Raw genomic sequence first — 24385 nt, 5'->3', positions numbered from 1 at the left:
GGTCGCGGCGCCCCTGGGGTCACCGCTTGATGTGGGAAGAGTCTGCCCGCGCCAGAAGCACGGACGCGGAAATAAGCGGGCCAGCCCCCTTGCGGGCGCGGATGAGCAGGCCGCCGAGCGCGAGTCCAGCGCCCAGCCCGAGTGCGGCCAGCGGCACGCTGAGCGCATCGCCCGCCAGATGCTCGCCAAGGCCAGCGCCGAGCAGCATCAGCAGGACGGGCAACACATAGGCAAGCGCAGCGGCGCCAAGCAACGCCTGCGGCGCGATGCCAAGCTGAATGTCATCGCCGGGGCCTGGTGGCTTGGTTGCCTCTGGCATGGGTAGCTCCAAACGCAGGGCACGCTCGCCAAACAGCCCGGCCAGCGCCGCCGTGCCGCAGCCCGAGGCGTGCGCGCAGCCGCCGCAGGCTGAGCGCCGTGCAACCTCAATGCGCAGCCGCTCTGGCTGTGAGGAGGTCGCCGGCAGCACCTGGAGCACGCGGGCGGGTTGTTCAATCATTCACACCAGCCCTCGGCTTCCATGGCATCGAAGCGCTCTTTTTCGCACCCGGAAGCGCCTGGCTGATGCATCGCCATAGCGCGCATCAGCCAGGCACTGGGGCCATCGGCAAGTTCGCGTTGTAACTCCCGCAGCAAGGTCTTGACCAGACTGCCGGCCGGCACTTTCAGCGGCTGAATACCCAAAGCGCGCAACTGCCGCACCGCCGAGGCACCAACGGCCTGGCAATAGACGGCAACGCAGCCCTGCAGCGCATCGAGCTTGGCGGCCAGCTTGTCCTCATGGCCATCCATCGCAAGCTGGCCGAACTGCACCACCTCGAGCAGCTTGCAGCCATTGCGGTCAACGGCGTAAATGGCAAAAGCTTCCGCCGCGCCGAAATGCTGATCGACCCGGCGCCGATCTGCACTGGCAAAGGCCACCTTCACCGCCGGCTCGGCGCTGGACTGCGCCGGCGGTGCATCGCAGTTGAGCAATTTCAGTCGGCGTTCAACGGTCATCAGGGTCTCCGCGTTTTATCCTCAAGCCGCCAGATTCTCGCCAGTCGGCCATTGCTTGAGCCGCGAGCGATATGGGTGAATCTCGCCCTTCTCCAGACTCAGCATGATGTTGGCCAGATCAAAGAGCGTCTGGCGCGCGCCTGTATAGCCAATCCAGCAGCGCTGATAGCCGCCAATCAGGTCATATTGTGGAAAGCCGGCGCGCAGCAATGGAATCCCCAGGCGCTCGGCCGAGGCCGCGCCGTGGGAGTTGCAGATCAGCACCTCGGCTTGGCGCGCGCTGGCAAGTTGCTCCAGGTCTTCAAGGTCACCAATCTTGACCTCTGCGGTCTTGACCGCGCGCAGACTGGGCGCATTCGTCGGCGCCACTGCCGCGACGGTCTCGGCGCCCATCTCGGCAAGCAGCTCGCTGAACGCCAGCAGCAGATCGCCATCACCCGCGATGGCAAAACGCCCCTGACCGAGCGAGAAATGCGCATCCAGCATGGCATCCTGTAGTTGCGAGCGCTGGCGCTCGATGCGCTCAGGCACCGGCTCGGCACTGATGTCAGCCAGGGCCAACACCAGGGCATCCATGGCATCCAGGCCCATTAGGTGCGGGAAACGCACATCCGGCACCCCGGTGCGATCCTTGAGCAAATCGGCCGCCGCATCCATCGACCGGCCAATCACCAGAGTCGCGGCGGCATCGCCCAGGGTCGCGAGTTCTTCAATCAGGGTGCCGCCGATGGTGAGCGCGCTGTAGTCGGTATCCGCCAGATGCCCGTCAAGCGCGTCTGACAGATCCGGCACCACCACCGGACGCAGTTGGAACCGCTCCAGCAGGTCTTTCAGGTATTCGATATCCCCCGGCGTCATCGCGGCACTGACCAGCACATTCACCTGCCGCTGGCGACGACCGGGACGGGTTCCAGCGACTGCGGCATCGGGCACCAGATCCTCGATGATGCTGGTGATGGCCTGAGCATAGCCGCTCTCCAGACAGCCAGCGAAGTCGGGCGAATGCACCGGCACGATGGCGACCTGTTCATACTGCGGATAGCGCGCGCGGAAGTCTTTCAGGGCGCGCTTGGGATCAGCACCCTGGGCCTCGACCAGACCCGTGGTCGGCACGCCGATCAGCGCCGGCTGGTGCTTGTCGCAAATGGTGCGCAGGCCTTCGACCAGGTTCTCATCGCTACCCATGATGGCGCTGACTTGATCGAGCGCCGTGGTTTGCAGCGGGATGGGTTCACGGAAATGCTGAATGAAGAAAATCTTGCCAAAGGCGGTGCAGCCTTGAGAGCCATGGAGCATCGGCAGGCTGCGGTTGAAGCCCAGAAAAGCCAGGGTCGCGCCGACAGTCGCACTGGCCTTTAACGGACCAACCGAGAGTGCCTTGTTGCGCTTAACGATGGTCGCGGGGGCATGCTCTTGTTTCTCTGCCGTCTCAGCGACATGCGCAGCGGCAGGATGTTGCTGCCACGGGGAAGCACCGCGCACCCGCGACCAGATCGGGCTCGAGAGGGTCACATCGAGCTGGCGCGCCAGCTCCAGCATGCCCTCGTACCCGGCATAGCCGAACTCGCGCTCCTGATTCACATCCAGGAAGGGCAATCGCGCCTTAAGCGCCGTGTACTGATTGCGCCCACCGGCGATCATCATATCGACCTGATAATTGGCACAAAGATCGAGCAACGCGCGCGGATTACCGTCCTCGATCATCACCGCCTCTTCGCCCATCAACTCGCGGATGCGCGCCTTGTCGTCTTCGGTCGACTTGCGCGTGCCGGTGGCCACCACCGTCATCCCGAGATCCTGAAGCGCGCTGATCACCGACCAGGACTTGACCCCGCCGGTGTAGAGCAACACTCGCTTGCCGGCAAACTTCTCTCGCCAGGGCGCCAGTGCCTGATGAATGCGCGCTTCCTCGCGCGCAATCAGGGCCTCGGTGCGTTGGGTCAGATCGGGGTCATTGAGCAGGCGGGCGAATTCGCGCAGCGCGTGCGACACATCGGCCACACCATAGAAGCTGCCCTCAAACCAGGGCGTGCCATAGGTCTCTTGCAGCTTGCGCGCCACATTGATCATCGCCTTGGAGCAGACCATCATGTTCGCTTGCGAGCGGTGCATGGTCTGAACTTCCTGGAAGCGCGCATCGCCAGAGAGGGTGCACAGCACCCGCAGCCCTAGCTCATCAAACAACGGCAGCACATGCCACAACTCGCCGGCGATGTTGTACTCGCCAACCAGGCAAATATCGTGGACTTTGAAATCCGGTCGTTCGATACCGGACGGAATGGGATCGGGCTCGCGCGTGCCGCAGACATCACGCACCATCACCTCACCGGCAATCCGGTTGCCGAGATTCTTGGTGCCATAGAAACCGGCTGCATCCACCGAGATCACCGGCTTGCCCCAGCGCTTGCCCGCCTCGCGGCACACAGCACCGACATCGTCCCCGGTTAGCGCCGGCACGCAGGTGTTATAGACAAACACCGCTGCCGGATCATAACTATCGATGGCTTGCTTGATCCCATGGAACAGCCGCTTCTCGCCGCGTCCCATGATCACATCCTGCTCGGTCAGGTCCGTGGTCATGCCGACCTTAAACAGCTTGGGCCCCGAAGAACGCGTGCCGCGATTGTCCCAGGCGCTGCCGGCACAGGCGATAGAGCCATGCACAATGTGCGCGACATCAGCAATCGGCAGCAACGCGATCTGCGCGCCGTCAAAGGAGCAGCCACCCGCCGTGGCCCCTGGCTTGAGCTTGGCGCAACCGGACTTGGACTTGTCGTTATGTTCGCAAGCCGGCTCGTCGAGCAGGGCCGCGATGTCTTTCTGCTTCATGCTGACTCCAGACAAAGGTCTTAATAGAGTCTCGAAAGCAGAGCCCGTGCCAGAGTGGCAAGATTATGATTAAAAAGTCAAAAGACAGTGGGTGACTTGTCGCGAACGCGACAAGGCCCGCAGAGGGAGAAGGATTTGCGACAGGCGACGAGAAGGGCTTACAACAGACTTTCGATCACCTTGACCATCTTGCCGCTCTTGGGATTGGTCATGCTCGAGAACACCTGCACGACCTGACCCTCGCGGTTGATCAGGTACTTGTAGAAGTTCCACTTGGGATAGACCCCGGTCTGCTCAGCCAGATACTGAAACAGCGGGCTGGCCTTGCCCTTCTTGACGTGGGACTTCTCGAACATCGGGAACTCCACCGAATAGGTCAGCCGGCAAAATTCCTGAATCTTTTCCTCGCTGCCAGGCTCCTGGTTGGCGAAGTCATTCGACGGAAAGCCGAGCACCACCAAGCCGCGCTCGCCGTATTTGTCATATAGCGCCTCCAAACCCTCGTACTGGCCGGTGAAGCCGCATTTACTGGCCGTATTGACCATCAGCACCACCTTGCCCTGATACTCATCGCACAAGCGCACCGCCTCATCGCTCGCCAGACGGCGCATCTCGAAGTCCAGCGCTGGCGCGCAAGCCTGCTCCGCCGTATCCGCTCCCGTCGCCATGGTCTCAGTTGCCATCAGTCCACCTCCAATCGCCAGCATCAGCACCAAAAGTATCTTCATCATCTTTCTCCGCCCTTTGAGTCGCGAGCAGCCGGCACGAAAAGCCGTTAGACCGGCGTGCCCGCAGACTCCGAGAGATGGAGCGACGACCGGAGAATCACAAGACTCCCTTGCCCGATCCGAGCAGTTCAGTCGGACACCGCCAGATTCCGGCTCACCCCCGACCGGCCCAAAGCCGGACACCCTTCCAGGACATATCCGTCTTCCGCAACACGAAATATAGATCACCAGAAGGATGCCAGTTGCACTATACTCAAGTGACCAAAAACACCAGAATGATCATGGCCCTGAATGCTCGAATCCACTACCCAGGACGTCACCGCTAGCCTCACGGCGCAGTGTGAAGCGCAGCCTACGCCGAGCGCGAGCACCGGCACCTCTCGAACATGGTTAAGCTGATGATCCACAATCCCAAAGTACCGCAACGGGTCCCACAGCCGGAATTCTCTGCCTATCTCAAATCCGCTTCTGGTGGTCCAACGGGCACTGCGGAGAGATTCATGCAGAACATAAGCGGCGAAATAGCTCCAACAGAAATTGGACTCGGGGCCTGACCACTAGTGCTAGGCAGAATCCATCCTATCGGTGATAGACAGAATCTGTCTAGCACACCAGACCGACATTCTGTCTAGTTAGCTGTTGAACTAAACCGCCTTCGGCGGGGCTTGGCGCCAAGCCGATAACGAGGAAATATGGATCCTCGGCAAACCACTGAGAAAGGAAGTGGGCGTGTCTGATTCGATAGCGCGACGCAGACCGGCAGGATTGTTACAACATGATGAAGGCTGTCACTCTCAGGAGACAAGAAAATGCATTTTTTCAACAAGATAGAACCGCGCCGCCTGAACCAGACGGCAGATACAATACCCTCTTTAGCATAATCTCTGCCAGATCCACTCTCGACCGTCAGTTAGGCCGTTCCCGAAACTGGCACCCCGCATAAGGCGGTTTAGTCCAACAAACATTTATCCGCCGTGCGCTAAAAAATCGGTGCGTCAACTGCGAGAACTGTCTGGCGCACGCCGGATAAAATGCCTTTTCGTTAGGCGACACTAGATTCGTCGATAAATAAAGAGAAAGTTTCAAATGAGAACAGAAATAGCGATTTGCTTTGGGTTGACGTGGTGTTCACAAAGCATTGCAGCCAACACTATTGAAGGAGAGTACGATGGGGAATTTGGCTACTTGACAGTTGAGGAATTACAACCAAACAGATACCAAGTGTGGCTTGGTATTGGAACCGGAAGTTGTGGAGGTGAAGTTTTAATCGATAATAAAACGACTACATTGGAATCTCGTCAATTGATTTATGCAAGAAGTGAAGGAAAAAATACGTGTTTTACAACTATAAAATTCGCAAATAATAGCGCTGATGTCCGCGATAGTTGCATCAAGACAGAAGATGAAGAGAATTCTACGTGTGCAATGATGGGTAATTACCAGAAGAGAGAATGAAATCAAACGGGCCGAGTTTGGTTTAATTCCGAAGATCGAAGTTAATCCATCAAATCGCCTAACGAATTGCTCCAGCCAAAGCCGGTTTCGCTCTCGCTCAACCGGCTCGACCGAGCACGGCGTTAGACAACCGCTTGTGGGAGGAATTGTGATTCGTTACATCGTTTTCTGCTTATTGCTACTATCTCAAATCGCGTTTATGACTGCGGAGGCTGACAATAGCGGTACCAATAGCTTTTGGAAAGACTTTCGTACTGCTATTGCAACAGGAGATAAAGAAAAGTTGATTGATAAAATCAATTTTCCCGTCTCATTAGATTTTGGAGGGAATGAACCATCTAAAGTAAGCCGAGAAATTTTTATACGCGAAGAAAGAAGCGATGATGTCAGCACATTGTCTTTTGTTCTTTTTTACGATGACCTTTCGAAATCGGCAAAAAACTTAGCAAGATTTCACCGGTCAAAAAGGCAAAATATCCTGAATGGTTCCCTTCAAAAATGAAGCAGCGCCAAGTTTACAAAGCAGAACTCCAAGGAAGTCTTTACAATTGGACACAATTATTTTTTACTGAGGTTGATGGAAAGATAAAATTGTTTGCAGTAATAGCGGCTCATGTGGATATCTAAGCGTTCAGACACCCCATCTGTTATCGCTTTCGGTATCGCAACCCGCTGACTCTCCGACCCCCCACGTGGGGGAGGGAGTTCCGGGAAGCTCGGAAAATTCGAAGTTCTGGGTGAAGTTCCGAAGTTCGAAGTTGAAGTTCAAGCAAGTTCCGACAAGTTCAAGTTCAAGTTCAAAGGACAGTTTACTCAATTCTCGAACCTAAGGGGCGCTAAACAATGCCTAACGAGCGGCCAAAGAGCGAGCGCGCGCCATTCGGGGTCGGAGTTGAACTGGCCGATGTCGTGCAGGCGCGCGCCGCCTTAGCCTTTGACGTTATGCCCACAGAAAATGGGCGAAAGTCTGAAGAAACATCGGGCCGAAATTTGATCCAGGTCATCGTTTGGGAAAAAACACCGAAGGCGGTGTAAAGTTCTCCCCTCGAAAAATGAATACGTAGTAGTTGGGCAGCCTGCCTGACTCTTGGTCCATTAGAGAAAACCTAAGGTGACATATGAGTAATTTGAGCCAGGCCCTAGAGAGCGCAATGAGCACGGCATTGCAGGCCATGACGTATGAATTTGACACCCATCAATTCATATTGAAGTTAGCAAGCGAAAATCAGAAACCATATATCAACGCTTTGGCATCTATAGACAGCGGCAAGCCATTCCAAACGTTGCATTCAGCAATCGGAAAAAGATTGAAGGAAGGTGCTATCAGCGGTGAATATGCCATTCAAGAAACTGCGGCGAACATTTCTAGCCGAAACATATTCGGCGAAAATAGCTCTTGCTCAACATGGCGCAAATTAGCCTGAACCGCGCGATATAAGGTCTTAACAAGCGGTCTGGTCAGCCATAACATTAGCTTTACTTAGTAACAACCGAGGTAATAATGAAAATTGATAAACGTTTGTATTTGGCGATCATTGTATTACAATTCGCTGCGTGCGGTGTCAATAAAGCGCCTACATGTTCAGATTCTGATGTGCAAGAATTAGTATTGAATATATCAAATGAAGAGACCCTAAATCAAGTTTTTGTATCGCAGTTAATGAGCAAGAATGGGTATATCTTCGCGACGGCTATCTCTAGGTTCTCGATTGATCAATGGAAAAATGATCCGCCTCAGAATTATGAGGTTGCATCAAACTTCACGTTTGAAAGAGACTATGTACTTTCAATAATTGCTGAGTCAGAAAATTTGGTTGAAGAGGCTGGGTTGAAACTCGATGAAATTAGGACCAATGATAAAAATGTTGAGTTAAAAAAAGCATCCTGTTCAGCGAGTCTCAGATTTAACAACGGCAACAAGCTGCCGATTACCTATTTAGCTCAGGAGACTGATCAAGGGCAATTATATGTTGAAGTCACAGGGCTGTAATAATTAATCTAACGGATTAGGTTCGGTTTGTTTTCAAGGCTGAATCTAATCTTTCAATTCACCTAACGAGCGCATGCAGCCGACCCCAATAAGCGCCGCTCGTTCCTCGCTCTGCTTATTGCGCCGGCTGATGCGTAACGTTAGCTGCAACAATCAAAAGCGATGAAGCTAAAAATATACATCGAAACTAGCGTTTTAAGCTATTTGGTGGCTCGAACATCGAAGAACATAGTAATCGCTGCTCACCAAGCCTCGACCTCCGATTTCTGGGAAAAGCTCAGTGATTATGATGCATATATTTCAGACATTGTAATCCAAGAGGCATCAAAAGGTGACGAAACTCAAGCAACACAGCGATGCAATAAGATCGAAGAATTCCCAGTTCTTAGAATCGACAACGAGGTCAAAGAACTAGCCCGTCAACTTCTCGATCAAAAGATAATCCCGGACAAATGCCCAGAGGATGCTTTGCATATTGCGGTTGCAGCTTCCAATGGCATGGATGTCATAGTGACTTGGAATTTTAAGCATATAAACAATCCCTTCATACGATCTCAAATTCGCCAAGTCGTAGAAAAAACGGCTGGAACTGTCCTGAAATATGTTCTCCCGAAGAATTCTTAGGTAATGAGCTATGAAAGATCCGATCTTAGAATGTGTGCGTCAGGTTCGTGACGAGCACTCAAAAAGGTTCAATTACGATTTGGACGCAATCTGTGAAGATTACAAGACACACCAAGCTCTGGTCGGTAAAAGACTGGTTCGCCTGAAGCCAAGAGCAGCTAACGATGGCCTTCAGCCGGCCGCTCGCTTCGCTCGCGGCGGCTGTGGCTCGCGTTAGGGCACGCCAAGATTAGAGTAATATGCCCGAGATCTCACGTTTTTACGAGTCATCATCAAGCTCTTCTTTGGCGATCATGCGCCACCACACTTTCACGCGGTCTATCGAGAGCACAACGCCATCTTCGACATAGAGACTTTGGAGATGATTGAGGGCGATCTTCCCTCAAGAGCAAGAAAGCTCGTAGTAGAGTGGGCAACCTCTTATAAATCTGATCTTCAAGAAATGTGGAGATTACAGGAATTCAAGAAACTGCCACCCCTTCAATAGCCATGAATATTCCAAAAGTTCAAAGCGCGATACCTCAAGAAGGACATTTTCTTGTTGTGTTATTCTCAAATGGAAAAAGGAAGAAGTACGACATAAATCGGCTCACGGAGCGCGAGATGTTTCTGCCTCTCCAAAACCCAGCATTCTTTAGAAACGTATCGGTTGAGCCGGGTGGTCACGCTGTGTCTTGGAACTCGGAAATTGATATTAGCGAATATGAGCTTTGGCAAAACGGTGAAGAAATGCCTTAACAAGGCAAATACAGGCGATCCCAAAAGCGCGCAACGAGCTCGCAGTTAGGTTTAAGCCCTGTGCAAGCGCGCTTTTGGGTCGCCTGATTTGCGACGTTAGCCATAAAAAGGACAAAGCATGGAACAATCACCAACAAGACGAGAAATGGAACAACGGTGTCCGGATGGCAATCAAAGGGTCGAGCCACCCGGACAAGGACGCCCAGTCCCCTAGCTGATTTCACCTGATCGCTGGTTTTCACCTTTCAGCCCCGAGGTTCGCGCCTCGGGGCTTTTTTGGAGTTCCAGGGACAGCTTGCTTAACTCACTAGACGAATAGCGTCAAATGGTTTACTGGCATCGCGGGTAAGGCAGTTTAGTCCTAGAAAATCCTGAAGGCCGGCCGCTGCAATTGCCGCTCGGTGCGCTCACGCCACTTTCCGGGACGGCTTAGGCTTAAGTTATGAACAACCATGGAACTGTGCTATATTTAAGTTATCAGCCGATGATAATATTGCCAAGCAATGACTGATACATTCTGCTTTGACCAAGGACTGGCCACCTTGCTGGAAATGAATGGCGAGGTTTTCCCGATGGATAACGGATACTGGACCAAGATTGAAGCCAAGGTCGTAGTCCCCAATGAGAAAATACCGCATGGAGTGAAATACTCGTTAACATTGCATGATAGTTACAACAAAAGAATAATTGGATATGATAACGCGCACAGCATTAAGCCTAAACGAGGTAATTATTGTGGAAAACGCTTAGAGTGGGATCATAAGCATGAAAAGCATATAGTATCAGCATACGAGTTTGAAAGTGCAGCACAGTTGCTTGAAGACTTCTGGAATGATGTAAATAGCATTATAAATGGTTTTGTATAGGTAAATTGATATGGCTACAAAAGTAATGAAAGTTGGAATCATATCCAGGCAAGACTATATGAAAAGAACTATTGCGATCGCTAAAGGTGAATATAAGCCCAGGAGAGACGAACCAAAAGTATGGTTTGAATCTTTGGGGTCAATGGCACAGGTCTTAAGCAATGATAATCAAGAATTGCTCAAAATAATTATCGAGCACAAACCTCGATCTCTCGCTGAACTAGAGACTCTTAGCCACAGAAAGAAATCAAATTTATCCCGCACCCTAAAGACGCTTGAGCGATATGGTATTGTTGAGTTGCCGAAGCATGGGAGCAAGCTCGTGCCAAAAGTTAAAGCGACGGACTTTAGAGTTGAGTTTGGCTTGCGCTATAGTAGCCCCGTTCCAAATCATGCTGATATTCTATCTACACAGCATTCCTAACAGTCGCGCTCTGCGGGAAATATCTGCAAAATCATGTCGTCAAGTTGTCAATCGCGAGCCCAAAGGTTTAGTGAAAAATATGCTGAAGGCTGACCCGCTGGCCTGAGCGAAGCTAACCAGGTGAGACCACCTAGCCAGGTTGAGGCGCTGTTGTTTAAGGGTTGGCCGTCTCCGGTGGTTGCTCGGGCGTGACGCCCCGCACCGGTCGGCTGAAGAGCACGCTGACGTCTGGTGTTTCCGGTGCGCGCCAGCGCAGCGCGAGTGCCTGGGCCTGGCGGCTGTGGTCGATGGACTCGGCCAGCACCCGGGCGGCTTCCTGGTCGGCGTGAAAGCCCTTGGAATTTTCGCTGCTGATGTAGTCGAGCCGCCAGGTGGCCTTTCGCTGGTGGGTGAAGACCTCGGCCAGTTCAGCGTCGGTGGCCCCTGCGGCCTGGGCCTCGCGAATGGCATCGAGCATCGCGGTCATGGCCACTGCGGCGCGCTGGGTTAGATCCCGCGTGCGGGTCTGGATGGTGGCGACCCAGGCCCGCAGTTCGCTTTCCGACACTGGATGACAGCTCTGGCAGGCGCTTTTGACGTTCTCCAGCGGACTGGTCACGCGGTGATCGCTCAGTGTCATCGCCTCTTCGCCCTGCTGATTGGGCATGTGGCAGTCTGCGCAACTCACCCCGGCGCGCGCATGAATACCCTGACTCCATAGTTCGAACTCCGGATGCTCGGCCTTGTAGCTGGGCGCACCTGTCTCGCCGTTCTTGAAGTCATAAAAGGCACTGCCGTCAGGGAGGCGAAAATCATCCCAGAAGGCTTCCTCGTCATCGGCGCGCAGCCCCTTGGCCCAGGGGTAGGTCAGGGTTATGTTGTTGCTTACGGAGTATTCGACATGACACTGCCCGCAGACGAAAGAGCGCATCTCCTGGCGCGAGGCGAGTTGGTTGGGGTTATAGGGCTGGTCACGCGGGCCAGTTCGCCATTGGTCGATGCTCGGCAAATGGGGCAGGGCGGCATCTCCGGCGGCCAGCGCTGCAATGCCGTTTAAGAATCCCGGTCGGGTAACGCGCATTGCCATGGTCTTGGGATCATGGCAGTCGATGCAGGTGACCGGGTGGGCCTCGCCGCTGGGGACATGGCCCTGGGGTAGCGGTTCGCCGGTATCTTCGCTGCTATTGCCACCAGCCGGTGCACTGGGGAAGACTGGTTCGTTTTCATCCGGCGTGCCATCAGGCGTGGCCAGCAAGAGCGTCAGCACTTCTTGGTAGGCTTTGCCGTTGAGTTCCTCAAAGCCACGCATCACCGCCGGTTGGTTAAATTCGACCGCCAGCGTCTCGGGCGTGACCTCCTCGCCGAGTGCCTCCATGCCGATGCGCCGGTAGAGCACCGAAGTAGAAGCATGACAATGCAGACAGGCACCAGGCTGGGGCTTTTTCGTCAGACGCTCGGTCACGCCTTGGTCATAGAGCATGTAGGCATGACCGCGCGCCTCGCGGTAATCGATGCTGAAGGCATAGCCAGCGTAGAGGCGCTTCAGCCAGGGATGGGTATCGAGTTTGCTTTGCGGCAGGGCGCTGCTGCCGCCGAAAACTCCGTCCCCGGCAGTGGCTTTCCAGCCGTCGAACTGATGCGGCCAGTTCAGCCCCCAGGGTTCAGGGTCGGTGCTGATTTCGCTGACATCTGCCACTGGTGCGGCAGGTTCCTGCTGATGTCCAACCATGGTCACCAGCCCCCAGATGGCCAGCAGTGCGCCGGTAAGAGTGCCAATCAGAGTGGCGGCGAAGGTCCCGCCAAGCAGCCACGGGCGCGGGCGCGTCTGCGCGGGTTGATCGATCTCGGGTTGATCGACCTTGGAAGCTTCATTCATCGCATTCTCCGCCGAAGAGGTCGGGAAGCAAGAACTCGGCTTTCTTCCTTCCCCTCTTTAGATCCGCAAATCCGCACTTGGACTGTGGTCAATTCTAGCAGCCGCAGCACAAGGCCGCCATGTCGAACTGGCTAGCAGCACGTGCTTTGAGCCGAGCACGCGCGGCCTGATTAAAAAGGGTTTAAACCTCGGCGCAAAGTCGGGCGAGCTGTTCGAGTTCGGCCTGATCGAAGCCGGCGCGACGGCGGTCGGCAAAATTCACCGGACAGGGAAGCCGGCCCTTCATGTGCTGGCGCAGCAGCGCAATGTAGGTGGGAGCCGGATCGAGCGCACGCTGCGCGCACAGGTAGGCGAACCAGCGCGAGCCAGCCGCGACATGGCCGACCTCGTCGTGCAGGATGATGCCGAGCGCCTCGGCGCTTGGGTGATCGCCCACCTCGCGCAGACGCTCGATCATGCCAGGGGTGACATCGAGCCCGCGTGCTTCGAGTCCGCGCGGGACCAGGGCCATACGCGCGAGGACATCATCGGCGGTGGCGGTCGCCATCTCCCAAAGTCCGTTGTGCGCCGGAAAATCACCGTAGTCGAAACCAAGCGCGCGCAGTCGCTTGCGCATCAGCCCGAAGTGCTGGGCTTCCTCGGCGGCTACCTGCACCCAGTCGTTGTAATAATCCCTTGGCAGCCCGGCAAAACGCTGCACCGCATCCAGCGCCAGATTGATGGCATTGAACTCGATATGGGCCACCGCGTGCAACAGAGCGGCGCGCCCCTCGGGCGTGCCAAGCCCGCGTTTGGGCAGCTCGCGCGGGGATACCAGATGCGGTTGTGGCGGCCGGCCGGCGGCTTCGGGCCGCAGTGGCCGGGTCTGCTCATCCCATAACAAGTCGCCGGCTTGCCAGCGCGCGGCCAGGGCTTGGGTGGCGTCGAGCTTGTCTTCGACCACGCAGGCAGCCAAGGCCGTTTGGGCTGCTTCCTGAAGGCTGGTTGGCTGGCGCATTGTCTGTTGTATCGACTCGGGTGGCGGCGTCTCCATGGGCGATTCTCGCTTTGCGGGGTTGGGGCAAGTGCCATCGTCGCGGCGGCAAAAATGCGGTATTCTAAGCTGGATTGCTCGAGACCCGTTGTTGACCCAAGTCCAGGGTGCATGCAGGCAACTCAGGCGGCATGCCCCGGCTGCTTTACAGGCATCGCGAGGCCTTTAATGAGATTCTGTCCCAAGTGCTCCAACAGCCCATGGCCCTTTGCCATGGTCGCCCTGTTCGCCGCCATCCTGACCTTTCTCACCTGGCTGGTACTGAGTTTTTCTCAGGCTGAGCCGGTAACACGAGTAGCAGGAAGCGCGGCGGTTTTTGTCAGCGTTGGGCTGGCCTTAACCCAGTATGTGCTGACCTGCCTGCGCCGCCATTGCCGGCATCGGCATGAAAGCGGCAACTGCCACCCCCAAAGCTGACAGGCGCATTCGCGCAAGATTTCAGAGTCGCCCGGCCGTCCCTTTGGCCAATGAAACTTGGCCGGGGCGCGAGAACGGATTAGGGCTCAAATCAGCGCAAAACTGCGGCGGCCGAGGGCTTGCTCGCCACTTGATCGCGCAGGTAGACCGGACACCCCTGCTCCGGTGGCACCGCCTGATCGTTCGCCAAGGCGACAGCGGCCAGTTCGGCGATGTCGGCTGCGGTGCAGACCAGATGCGCGTCGATGCGTTCCTGGTCGATTCTCGTGCGCGCCATCAGAATGTCGGGATAGATCTCCCAGCCGTTGCCAACGCCAAGGTCGGCTGCCGGCGGTTGTTCGCCAGCGGGCACCAAGGTTGAGGTACCGACTGTCTCGGGCGCACTGACGCTTTCGCCACCCAAGGGGCGCACCTGCCCCGGACCTTCCACGTCAAACAGGCCCCAGTAAAGCTCTCCGATCCGTGCATCGACTGCGGCGAGAATGCGGCTTTGCCGGTGATGACGCCAACCGGCATGCGCCAAGCCGGCCAGAGTGGAAATACCAACCACGGGCAGCCCGGCGCCGAAGGCAACACCCTGGGCCACGGCTGCGGCAATGCGCACGCCGGTGAAGGAACCAGGCCCCTGCCCGAAAGCAATGGCGTCAAGCTCGGCCAGGCTCAGATCGCCCTGCGCAAGGACGGCTTCCATCATCGGCAACAGGCGCTCGCCATGGCGCCGCGCGGCTAGTTCGTGTTGGGAAAACAGGGCGCAATCGCGCAGCAGCGCCACGGAGCAGTAAACCCCGGAGGTCTCAAGCGCGAGTATTTTCATCGGTCAAGGGCGTTGGGAATGGGCATCAGGCCTGGACTGGCGCGCGGTCGCCGTGATTGACGGTGTCGATAAACTCGCGAAAAGCCTCTGGCGGTCGCACCACCCAGCCGCGAAAGGCTTTTGCGAGCGCGCCCTCAAACAGCAGCGGCGGATCGTCCTGGGTGACCTCCAGTTTGATCAGGCCGCTCTGGCCAACCAGACCGTTGGGGTCCAGCAGTCGGGTCTCGCTGGCCCAGCGCTTGAGCTCCTTAAAAAAATCCTCGGTCTTGGCTTTGCGGTTGGTGAGTCGATCAGCCAGCCCCAGCAGCAGGGCGCGCTTGTATTCGATCTCGGCGTCAAACTCCTCGTCGAAAATCGACACGCTGAAGTCCGAGCTGAGCTGCACCATGCCACGTACGACAAGATAGACGAAAAGATCGTGGAGGTCGCGCCAGGTGTGTTGTGGCAGCGGGCGGTCCCAGTCAATTCCGTAGCGAATCTGGCGGGTGAAGAAGCGAAACAGGTGCTGCAACACCCAGATGCGCTCGCTGTCATCATCGGCGTATTGGCTGCTCTGGGTGCGGTCGATCTCATGCAGAGTCTTGCGCAGGTTGTAAATCATCAGTAGCAGCAGGCGCTGCTCAAGGGTGTTGGCATTGCCACTGCTCGGAGGTGGCCCGTGCGGCTTGGGCAGGCTGGCAATGGCTTTCAGCACTGGTTTTTTGACACAGTGCATCACGGTGATGCGCTCCTCGGCGCCAAGGGTCTCGCGGGCGATGCGCTCGAGCTCCATCATCAAGGCCGGCAGCGCTTGACGCAGCCCGCGACTGCGCAGGGAGGCGATGCGATCACAGATGGCGCTCGCCCCGGACTCGGGCTCTTCGAGCGCTTCGCTCTCGGCGAGGAGTTCGCGAAGTTCCTCGCTGTCGACCTCCTTGAGCGAATAGTCCTCCTCCAGCATACCCCGCCCCGTTAGACCGACCAGGCGTGCGCTTTTTGCGCCATACCACAGGCGCCGCGCAAGCACGGAATGGACGAATGAATGAACATCAGATGGTTGATCACTGTCGAAAATGCATTTTCAGTGCTCGGCTGCGACGCGCCGCGCCCGGCAACCGGCGAACAGCTGACACTATAGCCTCTTGGCGACTCAATCCCAAACTCATATAGGTACAAAATCCGCAAAATCAGCCTCTACCCCGCCGCCAGGGCAACGGTCTGCTCGGCACAGCTCGCCGCCGAAAAGAACGCCCGCACCTCGTCCAGGGACTCGGTGCGCCTCATTGGTGGCAAACTCTTCACAAAGGTCGCGCCATAAGAGCGGGTACCCAGGCGCGGATCGCATAGCACGAAAAGCCCACGGTCGCTCGTATCGCGGATTAAACGCCCGACACCCTGCTTCAGCGCAATGACTGCGCGCGGCAGTTGAAAATCGCGAAACGGCTGACCGCCGGCCTCGCGCAGCGCATCAATGCGCGCCTGCACCAGTGGATCGGCCGGCGACGCGAAAGGGAGCTTGTCAACAATCACACAGGAGAGAGCGTCGCCGCGCACATCGACTCCCTCCCAGAAGCTGGAACTGCCAAAAAGCACGGCATGACCATGATCGCGGAAACGCCGGATGAGTTCGGCACGCGGCGCCTGGCCTTGCACCAGCAAGGGGTAGTCGAGTCGCCCTTCCACCCATCCCGCCACCTGTTGCAGCGCGCGATGACTGGTAAAGAGCACGAACATCCGCCCACGGGTCAGCGGGGCGAGTTCGAGCACCAAGTCGGCGACTTTGGCATCGTGGGCGGCATCCGCAGGCTCCGGCATGTGCGGCGGCATTAGCCATAGCGCTTGGCGCGCGTGGTCGAAGGGGCTTTCCCAACTTGCTGTGTCAGCATCTTCGAGTCCCATCTGCCGCGCGAAATGCGCAAAAGACCCACCCACCGCCAGAGTGGCGGAGGTGAACACCCAGGCAGCGGGCAGACGCGCACGGTGTTGCTGAAAGCTACTGGCTACCTCGAGCGGCGTTTGATGCAGACGAAAACCGTGCCCCTGCGCATCGAACCAGCGCACTTGGTCGCTAGCCTCCTCGGCTGCGAAGAGTGCCAGCCGTTCGCGCAGATCGCGGCAGCGTTCCTGATCGTGATCGAGTGCTTTGGCGTGACCGGCAAGGCGCTCAAGCCCTTGGTCGAGCTGCTCGAGAAGCTGCTCCAGCTCCGTGCGTGCGTCTCCAACCGGCGGGTCCGAGCCCACTGCGGCCCAGGCAGCGCGACGGTCCTGGGTGCCTAGCGCTAGGCGCAGTGCCTGCACCGCCGGGCGCAGCCGCGCGAGCGGCACTGACAGATCGATGAGTCCAGGGGCCTCGCGCGCGAGGTCGGCGGTCAGATCGCGCGCAAAATCGAGCAATTGATAACTGCTGAGCGAGCGGCCGAAAAACACCCCAGCCACCTCAGGCAACTGATGCGCCTCGTCGATGATGAAACAATCGGCTCCAGGCAGCACCTCGCCAACACCTTGCTGACGCAGTGCCATGTCGGCGCACAGCAGATGGTGGTTGATGACCACCAAGTCGGCCTCCTGCGCCTGGCGCCGTGCGGCCACCAGATGGCAGTCGTTTAAGTGCGCGCAGTCCTGCCCCAGGCAATTGTCGGCGGTGGAGGTGACCAGTGGCCACACTGGCGAATGCTCGGACAGCCCGGCCTCGGCCACATCGCCGCTGCGCGTGACCTGCGCCCAGTCGCGCACCCGCGCAAGCTCCGCACGCAGGCTGGCATCGGCCATGGCGCGACTGGCACCAGTCTGCGCCAGTCGCTGCACGCACAGGTAATTGGCACGTCCCTTGAGCAGTGCCACCCGCACCGGGATACCGAGCAGACGCCGAGCCAGCGGCAAATCCTGATGAAAGAGTTGATCTTGCAACGTGCGGGTGCCGGTGGAAATGACGACCTTGCGCCCGCACAGCAGGGCAGGAATCAGGTAGGCCAGCGTCTTGCCGGTGCCAGTGCCGGCCTCGCAGATCAGGCTAGCACCAGCGGCGATGACATCGGCAACCCGAGTCGCCATGGCCAATTGCTGCGGCCTGGCACCAAAATGGTGTAAGTGCCGGGCAAGCTGCCCCTGCGGACCAAAAATGCTAGCCAGTCCGCCAGCGGCAGGCGCCGCCGGGGCTTTCTCATCGCGCTGAAATGGCTGTCCCACCAGTTGCCGCAAGCGTGCGCCTAGCCTCCCGAGGCTTTGCGCTGGGCTTCCTGCGCGCCCTCGAGATCACCGGTGCGTCGGCGCGCGTCGGAAATCACCAGCCAGTTGTCGCGCTTGAGGCTGTCGCTATCGCCGGAGAGCGCGTTCGCGCGCGCGGCCAGGTTGGCCGCTTGGCTCGCAAGGCCCTGCTCCAGGCGCACATGCGCGAGGCGATTCCACAGGTAACCTTCGCGCGATTGCAGGCGCAGAGCGCGCTCTAGCGTTGCAGCGGCGCCAGCATAGTCGCCACTCTGGCGCTGACCCTCGGCCTGCTTGGCCAGGGCGTCAACCGCCGGTGCCAGTTGTGGTGTTTGCAACGCGGAGGCCGAGGCGAGCTGCGTTTCGGGGGCCGGTAAAGCGGGCGTGGTTGAGCCTGGCCCGACCACCGCCGGCGCATTGCCAGCCGCCTCGGCGTTCGCATCGGCGGGGAGTTGCGCGGGCGATTCAGTTGCCGGCAACGCGGCGGCGGGTGTTGTCGCACTGCCGGCGGCATTCTCTGCCGCGCCCGTCTGCGCACTGGCTGCACCGGGCGCCATGGAGTCCGCGCCCGCAGGCGGCGCCGTGGTCACCGGCTGGTAGGCGTAGATCCGCGCCGGCTCGGGCGGAGTGGTTGGCTCTGGGGTTTGCTCAGCACGATTGGTCGGCGCAGGCGCGACCCGGGCATCGACAATGGGCGCTGGCGGCTCCTGGCGCTGTGTGGTCGCGCAGCCGCTGATTGCCGCTGCTGTCATCAAGGCCATTGGGACCAGAGCCATTGGCATCGCGGCCATCGGCATCGCAAAAAGAGAGATGAATCGCCTGTGCTCAGTCATCAGTCACCATAAAAATCGCTGAGAAAAAGATTGCGCGAACCGCGATCCTCGCGGTCCGACGCGGGTCGGGACTGCTCGCGACTCGGCCCAGATTCCTCGGGGTCAGTATCGGTGCCGCTGTCAGCCTCGGCCACCGCTTCGCCGCCGGGTTGACCGCTAGGTTCGCGACAGGCAGCCATCTCGGCAAACTCGGCGTTGACCGGCATCGTCAGACCACCACACCCCTGGGCCAGGATCACGCCATCGGGCGGAATGTCGCTCAGTGGCTGGTTGTCGATGTTCGCCATCAGATCGCCCCAGACGCGCAGCGCACCGCTGGAGCCAGTCAGTCCTGTCGATTTATTATTATCGCGCCCAACCCATACGACCGCCACTTTGTCGCCACTAAAACCGGCAAACCAACTGTCGCGCAGATCATTGGTGGTACCGGTCTTGCCCGCCACGCTCAAGCCTTGGGGCAAGCGCTGCTTAAGCCACACAGCGGTGCCCTGCTCCACCACTTGGCGCATGGCCCATTGGGTCATGAAGGCCGCGTCGCCGCGCACCACCGGTTCCACAGCGAGCGGATAGCGCGTCAAGGGGCGACCGGAGGAGTCCAACACCTCGCGAATGGCGCGCAGCGGCGTGCGAAAGCCACCGGCGGCGATGGTCTGGTAGACCTGCGCAAGCTCGATGGGAGCCAGGGACACGGAACCCAGCAGCATGGCCGGTACCGCATTGATCTGGCGCATCGCACCCAGGCGCCTGAGCGTCTGAGCGACCTCATCGACGCCAAGCTCAAGCCCCAGATTGACTGCGGCGAGATTGTAGGACTTGGCCAGCGCCCGGTACAGAGGCACATTACCGTGCACGCGATGATCGTAGTTTTTCGGCTCCCACACATTGGCGCCAATGCGCAGACTAACGGGCTGGTCGGGAATCGAGGTCGCCAGAGAGAATTGCTCCGGGCGCTCAAGGGCGGTGAGGTAGATCACCGGTTTGACCGCAGAGCCGATGGAGCGCACCGCGTCGAGCGCGCGATTAAAGCCTTCGAAGGCGGCATTGCGGCTGCCCACCAGGGCCAGAACCTCACCCTGGGCCACGGAGGTCACCACCGCCGCAGACTCGAAGGTGCCCGAGGAATAACCGCGCTGTTTTTCAAGCTTGGGCAAGCGGTCGCGAATGGCCTGTTCGGCGGCGGTTTGAATCAGCGGGTCGAGCGTGGTGAAAATTTTCAGCCCTTCCGAGCGCAGATCCTCTTCGCGGTAATCTCGCTGCAATTGCCGCCGCACCAGTTGCACAAAGGCCGGGTAATCACCGCTTGGTCGCGCACCGCCCTCGCGCAATCCCAAGGGCGCTGCCTTGGCCTGTTCGGCCTCGGCGAGCGAAATGATCTGATGATGCGCCATGATGTCGATCACCAGATTGCGCCGTTCCAGCGTCTTCTCGGGGTGGCGACGCGGATTGTATTCGGACGGTCCCTTGAGTACCGCAACCAAGAGCGCGGTATCGGCCACGTCAAGCTCCGAGAGCGCACGGTCGAAATAAAACCGACTGGCGAGACCAAAGCCATGAATGCCACGACTGCCATCCTGGCCCATGTAGACCTCGTTGGCATAGGCGGTCAGGATGTCGTCCTTGGCGTAGCGCAGCTCAAGCAACATTGCCATCAGCGCTTCGTTGAGCTTCCGCTCAAGGGTGCGCTCTTGATTCAGATAGAAATTCTTGACCAACTGCTGGGTCAGGGTACTGGCACCTTCCACCGTGCGCCCGGCCATCAGGTTCTTGAAGGCCGCCCGGACAATGCCCTTGGGATCGACCCCAAAGTGGCGGTAGAACTTGCGGTCCTCAACCGCGAGCAGCGTTTTGACGAGAAGATCGGGCAGCTGCGCCCGGCGCAGCAAGACCCGGTCCTCGTTGTGGGTAGGGTAAACGCTGGCGATCAGCGCCGGGTCGAGCCGCACCAGGGTGATCGCCGGGCCCTGATCGAGCGTCGCAACCGCGCTTACTTCGCCCTCGGCAAAGGTCACCTCAAGCAGTGCCGAGCGCTCGGCGCCATCCCAGAAGCGAAAGCCATGGGTGTAGAAACGCACCTTGTTCCCATCCCGGTGGTAGGTGCCTGGGCGGTCGACCTCAGTGACGGGCAGATACTTCAGCCGCTCAAGCTCCGCCACCAGCGCCTCGGGCGCCAGCGTGCGGCCCTGGTAAAGCTCGAGCGGGCGTGCATAAACGCGCGCCGGCAGCGCCCAGCGCTTGCCCTCAAACTTGGAGCGAACGACATCATCGAGTTGCAGCGCGTAGATGCCCAGCACGCCGACGCCGCCAATCCCGAGCAAGACCACAACGCCCAGCAGAAACCGCCAGAAACCGCCGCGCTGCGCGCGAGCGTGAGTGCTGCGCTGCGAACGCCTAAAAAACAAAGGGGAAGAGTACCGGCACAGCTTATTCATAACAGGAATCATCCCACCGCCGCGCACATAGCTCAAGCTGAGCCCGCAGAAATTCCGCTCAACTCTTGATGCCAATGCCCCGGCGCAGCAACTCCAGGCTGAACCAGGTCAGCACAGCGATGCAGCAGGCCACCAGAGTGAAAGCGACCCAGAGCGGAATATCGCTGACCCCTAAAAGCCCATAGCGAAAGGCATTGACCATGTAGAGAATGGGATTGAGCAGAGACAAATCCTGCCAAAACCCTGGCAGCAAATCGATAGAATAGAACACCCCACCCAGATAGGTAAGCGGCGTCAGCACAAAGGTTGGAACAATGGAAATATCATCGAAGCTGTTTGCGAAGACGGCATTGATGAAACCACCCAGGGAGAACAAAATAGCCGTCATCAGAACAATGAGCAGGGTAATCCCATAGCTGTGGATGTCCAGGTCGGTAAAAATAAAGGCGACCAAGGTCACCGCAACACCGACGCTCAGCCCCCGCAATACACCTCCTGTTACGTAACCGGCCAGAATCACCCAGTTGGGTGTCGGCGACACCAGCAGTTCTTCAATGTAGTGCGAGAATTTGCTGCTGTAGAAAGATGAGACCACGTTGGAATAGGAATTGGTGATCACCGCCATTAGGACCAGCCCGGGCACAATAAAGTTCAGGTAGCTGAAGCCCTCCATCGGGCCAATGCGCTCGCCAATCAGCCGGCCGAAAATCACAAAATAGAGCATGGTAGTAATGACCGACGGCAAGAGCGTCTGTATCCAGATGCGCACAAAGCGTAATGCCTCTTTGGCGACCAAGGTCTCATAGGCCACCCAGTACCGCTGCCAGCGATTCATGCCTGAACTCCCGACCAGGCATCTGAGGCTGTCCCAGACTGACCGAGATCTGGATTATCGACCATATCCAAAAACAGCTTCTCCAGCCGATTCTGCTTGTTGCGCATGCTGATGACTTCAATCCCGGAGCGCGACAGGGCCTCGAACAGGCCGTTGATACTGTGATCGCGGCTCACTTCCACCTCCAGGGTGCTCTCATCAATGGTACCCAGCACAAAACCGTCCAGTGTTGGGAGTTCCGTCAGCCGACCGCGCAGATTGAGCACAAAGGTCTCCGAGCGCAGTCCCTTGAGCATCTCTGCAATATCGGCGGTCGCGGCGATCTCGCCCTGGTTAATGATGGCCAGATGTCGGCACAGACTTTCGGCTTCTTCCAGATAGTGGGTGGTCAGGATAATGGTGGTGCCACCGGCGTTTAATTCGCGCAGGTAGTGCCACATGGCGCGGCGAATTTCGATATCCACCCCGGCCGTGGGCTCGTCAAGAATGAGTACCCGTGGCTGATGCACCAGCGCGCGCGCAATCATCAGCCGCCGCTTGAGCCCGCCCGAAAGCTGGCGCATCTGGGTCTCGCGTCTGTCCCAGAGATCGAGCTTGCGCAGATAATGCTCGGCGCGCACCCGCGCCTCGCGCCGCGGAATGCCAAAGTATCCTGCCTGGTTGATGACCACCTCCAACACCGGCAGAAACAGATTAAAGTTAAACTCTTGCGGCACCACACCAAGCAAGGCACGTACCCGCTCCGGCTCGCGGTCAAGGTCATGACCAAACACCTGCACGTTGCCGCCGGTCTTGTTCACCAGCGATGTCAGAATCCCGATCAGCGTCGACTTACCCGCGCCATTGGGCCCGAGCAGGGCGAAAAAGTCGCCTGCCTCGACCCTCAGATCGACGCCTTTCAGAGCCTCAAGACCGGAAGGATAGATTTTTCGCAGATCGCGAGCGATGAGTGCGGACATGGATGCGTACAAAAGCGCTTGGCCGAAACGGGTGGTATGAGGAGAAATCTGTCGCGAGGGAAACTTCTGCTACTGGAAACATAGCGGGAACAGGACGATGGATCATCCGCTGATGCGCAGATCAAGCCACCCCTGCCGATATGGGATCATCAGGCGCGAATTCAGCCCTCCACCCTAACCCAGCGCGCTGACAGCGGCAACCGGTGGAAAGCAGCCTAATTGACAAAAACACTCGAACCGCAGCGATACCCCCGGTGGCGTCATCACACTGAACCCTGGTGCCGCGTGCTGACCTGCTCAAGTTTTTTCAACGATTTGTGATAGAACGAAACCGACCACGAGCCCTGGTCTGGCATCTTGGTTCGAGTCCCAAGCTCGATTATGATGCGCGCGAGAACACTTTCCCCCTTGAGGACACCCGGCCATGGCCACCACGCTGCTTGCCCTGATCGACGATATCGCGTCCGTTCTGGATGACGTTTCCCTGCTGACCAAGGTCGCTGCACGCAAGACCGCTAGTGTGCTTGGCGATGATCTGGCCCTGAATGCTCAACAGGTCACAGGAGTGCGCGCCGATCGCGAGCTGCCGGTGGTCTGGGCGGTGGGCAAGGGGTCGCTGGTGAACAAGGCGATCCTGGTGCCCGCCGCGCTTTTGATCAGCGCGCTCGCGCCCTGGGCCATCCTGCCGCTGCTCATGCTTGGTGGGCTTTATCTGTGCTTCGAGGGGGTCGAGAAGATCGCGCACAGGTTCCTGCATTCGCCGGAGGAAAAGGCCGCGCATCAGGCCGAACTCAGTGCCGCGCTGCGCGACCCGAAGGTCGATCTGGCCAGCCTGGAACAGAAGAAAATCAAGGGCGCCATTCGCACGGATTTTATTCTGTCGGCAGAGATCATTGTCATCACCCTCCGCACGGTGGCGGAGGCCAACTTCCTGTCCCAGGTGCTGGTCCTGATCGGCATTGCCGTGCTGATGACTGTTGGGGTTTATGGGCTGGTTGCGGGGATCGTTAAGCTCGATGACGGCGGTGCCCTGCTGGCCCAGCGCGATGGCGAGACGCTCGGTATCCGCCTGCAACGCGCCTTCGGCCGCTTCATTCTGGCTCTGGCACCCTGGCTAATGAAGCTTCTATCCGTGGCTGGCACCATTGCGATGTTTCTGGTCGGCGGCGGCATCATCGCCCACGGCATCCCCGCTCTGCACAGCCCTATTCACCATTTTGCCGAAATCATGGGCCATCTTCCCGCGCGCGGCGGCATCATGCATTGGCTGACGCCTTTGCTAGTCCATGCGCTCATCGGCATGGCCGCCGGTGCGCTGGTGCTCCTCGGAGTAAATCGGGTTGCGGCCTGGCGCGCACGGCAGACAGCCTGAGA

At 58.2% G+C, this 24385-nt stretch carries 25 protein-coding genes and 1 pseudogene; 12 read left to right on the top strand and 14 right to left on the bottom strand.

From position 1 onward, the window contains the following. Positions 1 to 19 precede the first annotated feature (19 nt). The 5 genes and pseudogenes from Thiofri_RS06400 to Thiofri_RS06380 form a co-directional block, all read right to left on the bottom strand. Positions 20 to 499 (bottom strand): SoxR reducing system RseC family protein, encoded by a 480-nt coding sequence (locus Thiofri_RS06400; RefSeq protein WP_009150882.1) that lies wholly within the window; start codon positions 497 to 499, stop codon positions 20 to 22. After that, positions 496 to 999, bottom strand: coding sequence for a NifB/NifX family molybdenum-iron cluster-binding protein (locus Thiofri_RS06395; RefSeq protein ID WP_009150881.1), 504 nt, complete (start codon positions 997 to 999; stop codon positions 496 to 498). Before Thiofri_RS06395 ends, Thiofri_RS06400 begins: the two co-directional genes overlap by 4 nt. A 21-nt stretch (positions 1000 to 1020) precedes the next feature. After that, positions 1021 to 2394: a nitrogenase iron-molybdenum cofactor biosynthesis protein NifN gene (gene nifN, locus Thiofri_RS06390; RefSeq protein WP_223296871.1), complete on the bottom strand. Its 1374-nt coding sequence runs from the start codon at positions 2392 to 2394 to the stop codon at positions 1021 to 1023. 39 nt (positions 2395 to 2433) lie between these two features. Next, positions 2434 to 3828, bottom strand: a pseudogene (gene nifE / locus Thiofri_RS06385) (nitrogenase iron-molybdenum cofactor biosynthesis protein NifE); the annotation flags it as partial. Positions 3829 to 3986: 158 nt separating this feature from the next. Then, the gene (locus tag Thiofri_RS06380; RefSeq protein WP_009150879.1) at positions 3987 to 4556 is read right to left on the bottom strand and encodes a glutathione peroxidase; all 570 of its coding nucleotides are present in this window, start codon (positions 4554 to 4556) and stop codon (positions 3987 to 3989) included. 1086 nt (positions 4557 to 5642) lie between these two features. On the opposite strand from Thiofri_RS06380, the gene Thiofri_RS06375 reads away from it, so the two are divergent. The 10 genes from Thiofri_RS06375 (at position 5643) to Thiofri_RS06330 (ending at position 10653) form a co-directional block, all read left to right on the top strand. Next, positions 5643 to 6011 carry a hypothetical protein gene (locus Thiofri_RS06375; RefSeq protein WP_143742017.1) on the top strand — a complete coding sequence of 123 codons (369 nt, stop codon included), beginning with the start codon at positions 5643 to 5645 and terminating at the stop codon, positions 6009 to 6011. Between the two features lie 148 nt (positions 6012 to 6159). Continuing rightward, on the top strand, positions 6160 to 6513 hold the full coding sequence (locus tag Thiofri_RS06370) for a hypothetical protein (RefSeq protein ID WP_143742016.1): 354 nt from the start codon (positions 6160 to 6162) through the stop codon (positions 6511 to 6513). A gap of 341 nt (positions 6514 to 6854) precedes the next feature. Next, positions 6855 to 7046 carry a hypothetical protein gene (locus tag Thiofri_RS06365; protein ID WP_009150878.1) on the top strand — a complete coding sequence of 64 codons (192 nt, stop codon included), beginning with the start codon at positions 6855 to 6857 and terminating at the stop codon, positions 7044 to 7046. Positions 7047 to 7162: 116 nt separating this feature from the next. Beyond that, on the top strand, positions 7163 to 7435 hold the full coding sequence (locus tag Thiofri_RS06360) for a hypothetical protein (RefSeq protein ID WP_143742015.1): 273 nt from the start codon (positions 7163 to 7165) through the stop codon (positions 7433 to 7435). Between the two features lie 77 nt (positions 7436 to 7512). Next, a complete protein-coding gene (locus tag Thiofri_RS06355; protein WP_009150877.1) occupies positions 7513 to 8001 on the top strand; it encodes a hypothetical protein in 489 nt (162 codons plus the stop codon). A 162-nt stretch (positions 8002 to 8163) separates the two neighbouring features. Further along, positions 8164 to 8625: a type II toxin-antitoxin system VapC family toxin gene (locus Thiofri_RS06350; protein WP_009150876.1), complete on the top strand. Its 462-nt coding sequence runs from the start codon at positions 8164 to 8166 to the stop codon at positions 8623 to 8625. A gap of 268 nt (positions 8626 to 8893) precedes the next feature. Beyond that, positions 8894 to 9112, top strand: a complete 219-nt coding sequence (locus Thiofri_RS06345; RefSeq protein ID WP_223296869.1) for a DUF4160 domain-containing protein — start codon at positions 8894 to 8896, stop codon at positions 9110 to 9112. Between the two features lie 2 nt (positions 9113 to 9114). Next, positions 9115 to 9363 carry a DUF2442 domain-containing protein gene (locus Thiofri_RS06340; protein WP_009150873.1) on the top strand — a complete coding sequence of 83 codons (249 nt, stop codon included), beginning with the start codon at positions 9115 to 9117 and terminating at the stop codon, positions 9361 to 9363. Between the two features lie 503 nt (positions 9364 to 9866). Beyond that, complete coding sequence (locus tag Thiofri_RS06335) at positions 9867 to 10229, top strand: toxin-antitoxin system TumE family protein (RefSeq protein WP_009150872.1); 363 nt, start codon at positions 9867 to 9869, stop codon at positions 10227 to 10229. A gap of 10 nt (positions 10230 to 10239) precedes the next feature. Next, on the top strand, positions 10240 to 10653 hold the full coding sequence (locus Thiofri_RS06330) for an HVO_A0114 family putative DNA-binding protein (RefSeq protein ID WP_051023962.1): 414 nt from the start codon (positions 10240 to 10242) through the stop codon (positions 10651 to 10653). A 154-nt stretch (positions 10654 to 10807) separates the two neighbouring features. Here the strand turns inward: Thiofri_RS06330 and Thiofri_RS06325 are convergent, their stop codons facing one another. Then, positions 10808 to 12508, bottom strand: a complete 1701-nt coding sequence (locus tag Thiofri_RS06325) for an ammonia-forming cytochrome c nitrite reductase subunit c552 (RefSeq protein WP_009150870.1) — start codon at positions 12506 to 12508, stop codon at positions 10808 to 10810. Between the two features lie 181 nt (positions 12509 to 12689). Next, positions 12690 to 13541: a ferritin-like domain-containing protein gene (locus Thiofri_RS06320; protein WP_009150869.1), complete on the bottom strand. Its 852-nt coding sequence runs from the start codon at positions 13539 to 13541 to the stop codon at positions 12690 to 12692. Between the two features lie 168 nt (positions 13542 to 13709). Here Thiofri_RS06320 and Thiofri_RS06315 point away from each other — a divergent pair, with 168 nt between their 5' ends. Next, positions 13710 to 13958 carry a hypothetical protein gene (locus tag Thiofri_RS06315; RefSeq protein ID WP_009150868.1) on the top strand — a complete coding sequence of 83 codons (249 nt, stop codon included), beginning with the start codon at positions 13710 to 13712 and terminating at the stop codon, positions 13956 to 13958. Between the two features lie 91 nt (positions 13959 to 14049). On the opposite strand, the gene tsaB is transcribed toward Thiofri_RS06315, so the two are convergent. The 7 genes from tsaB to Thiofri_RS06280 all read right to left on the bottom strand — a co-directional run bounded on the left by tsaB (position 14050) and on the right by Thiofri_RS06280 (position 23011). Further along, complete coding sequence (tsaB, locus tag Thiofri_RS06310) at positions 14050 to 14772, bottom strand: tRNA (adenosine(37)-N6)-threonylcarbamoyltransferase complex dimerization subunit type 1 TsaB (RefSeq protein WP_009150867.1); 723 nt, start codon at positions 14770 to 14772, stop codon at positions 14050 to 14052. Positions 14773 to 14797: 25 nt separating this feature from the next. After that, positions 14798 to 15712 carry a hypothetical protein gene (locus tag Thiofri_RS06305; RefSeq protein ID WP_143742014.1) on the bottom strand — a complete coding sequence of 305 codons (915 nt, stop codon included), beginning with the start codon at positions 15710 to 15712 and terminating at the stop codon, positions 14798 to 14800. 233 nt (positions 15713 to 15945) lie between these two features. Next, positions 15946 to 17937, bottom strand: coding sequence for an ATP-dependent DNA helicase (locus Thiofri_RS06300; RefSeq protein ID WP_223296820.1), 1992 nt, complete (start codon positions 17935 to 17937; stop codon positions 15946 to 15948). A gap of 20 nt (positions 17938 to 17957) precedes the next feature. Next, positions 17958 to 18731 carry a hypothetical protein gene (locus Thiofri_RS06295; RefSeq protein WP_143742013.1) on the bottom strand — a complete coding sequence of 258 codons (774 nt, stop codon included), beginning with the start codon at positions 18729 to 18731 and terminating at the stop codon, positions 17958 to 17960. A gap of 56 nt (positions 18732 to 18787) precedes the next feature. Further along, on the bottom strand, positions 18788 to 21217 hold the full coding sequence (gene mrcB / locus Thiofri_RS06290) for a penicillin-binding protein 1B (RefSeq protein ID WP_009150863.1): 2430 nt from the start codon (positions 21215 to 21217) through the stop codon (positions 18788 to 18790). 58 nt (positions 21218 to 21275) lie between these two features. Beyond that, positions 21276 to 22052 (bottom strand): ABC transporter permease, encoded by a 777-nt coding sequence (locus tag Thiofri_RS06285; RefSeq protein ID WP_009150862.1) that lies wholly within the window; start codon positions 22050 to 22052, stop codon positions 21276 to 21278. Next, positions 22049 to 23011 (bottom strand): ABC transporter ATP-binding protein, encoded by a 963-nt coding sequence (locus Thiofri_RS06280; RefSeq protein WP_009150861.1) that lies wholly within the window; start codon positions 23009 to 23011, stop codon positions 22049 to 22051. The genes Thiofri_RS06285 and Thiofri_RS06280 overlap by 4 nt, the downstream gene beginning before the upstream one ends. Positions 23012 to 23435: 424 nt before the next feature. On the opposite strand from Thiofri_RS06280, the gene Thiofri_RS06275 reads away from it, so the two are divergent. Then, positions 23436 to 24383: a DUF808 domain-containing protein gene (locus Thiofri_RS06275; RefSeq protein WP_009150860.1), complete on the top strand. Its 948-nt coding sequence runs from the start codon at positions 23436 to 23438 to the stop codon at positions 24381 to 24383. Positions 24384 to 24385 lie beyond the last annotated feature (2 nt).

This window comes from Thiorhodovibrio frisius, assembly GCF_033954835.1.
Taxonomy (GTDB): Bacteria; Pseudomonadota; Gammaproteobacteria; order Chromatiales; family Chromatiaceae; genus Thiorhodovibrio; species Thiorhodovibrio frisius.
The sequence above is the reverse complement of the archived record's forward strand: the minus strand, read 5'-3'. Positions and strand labels throughout refer to the sequence as shown.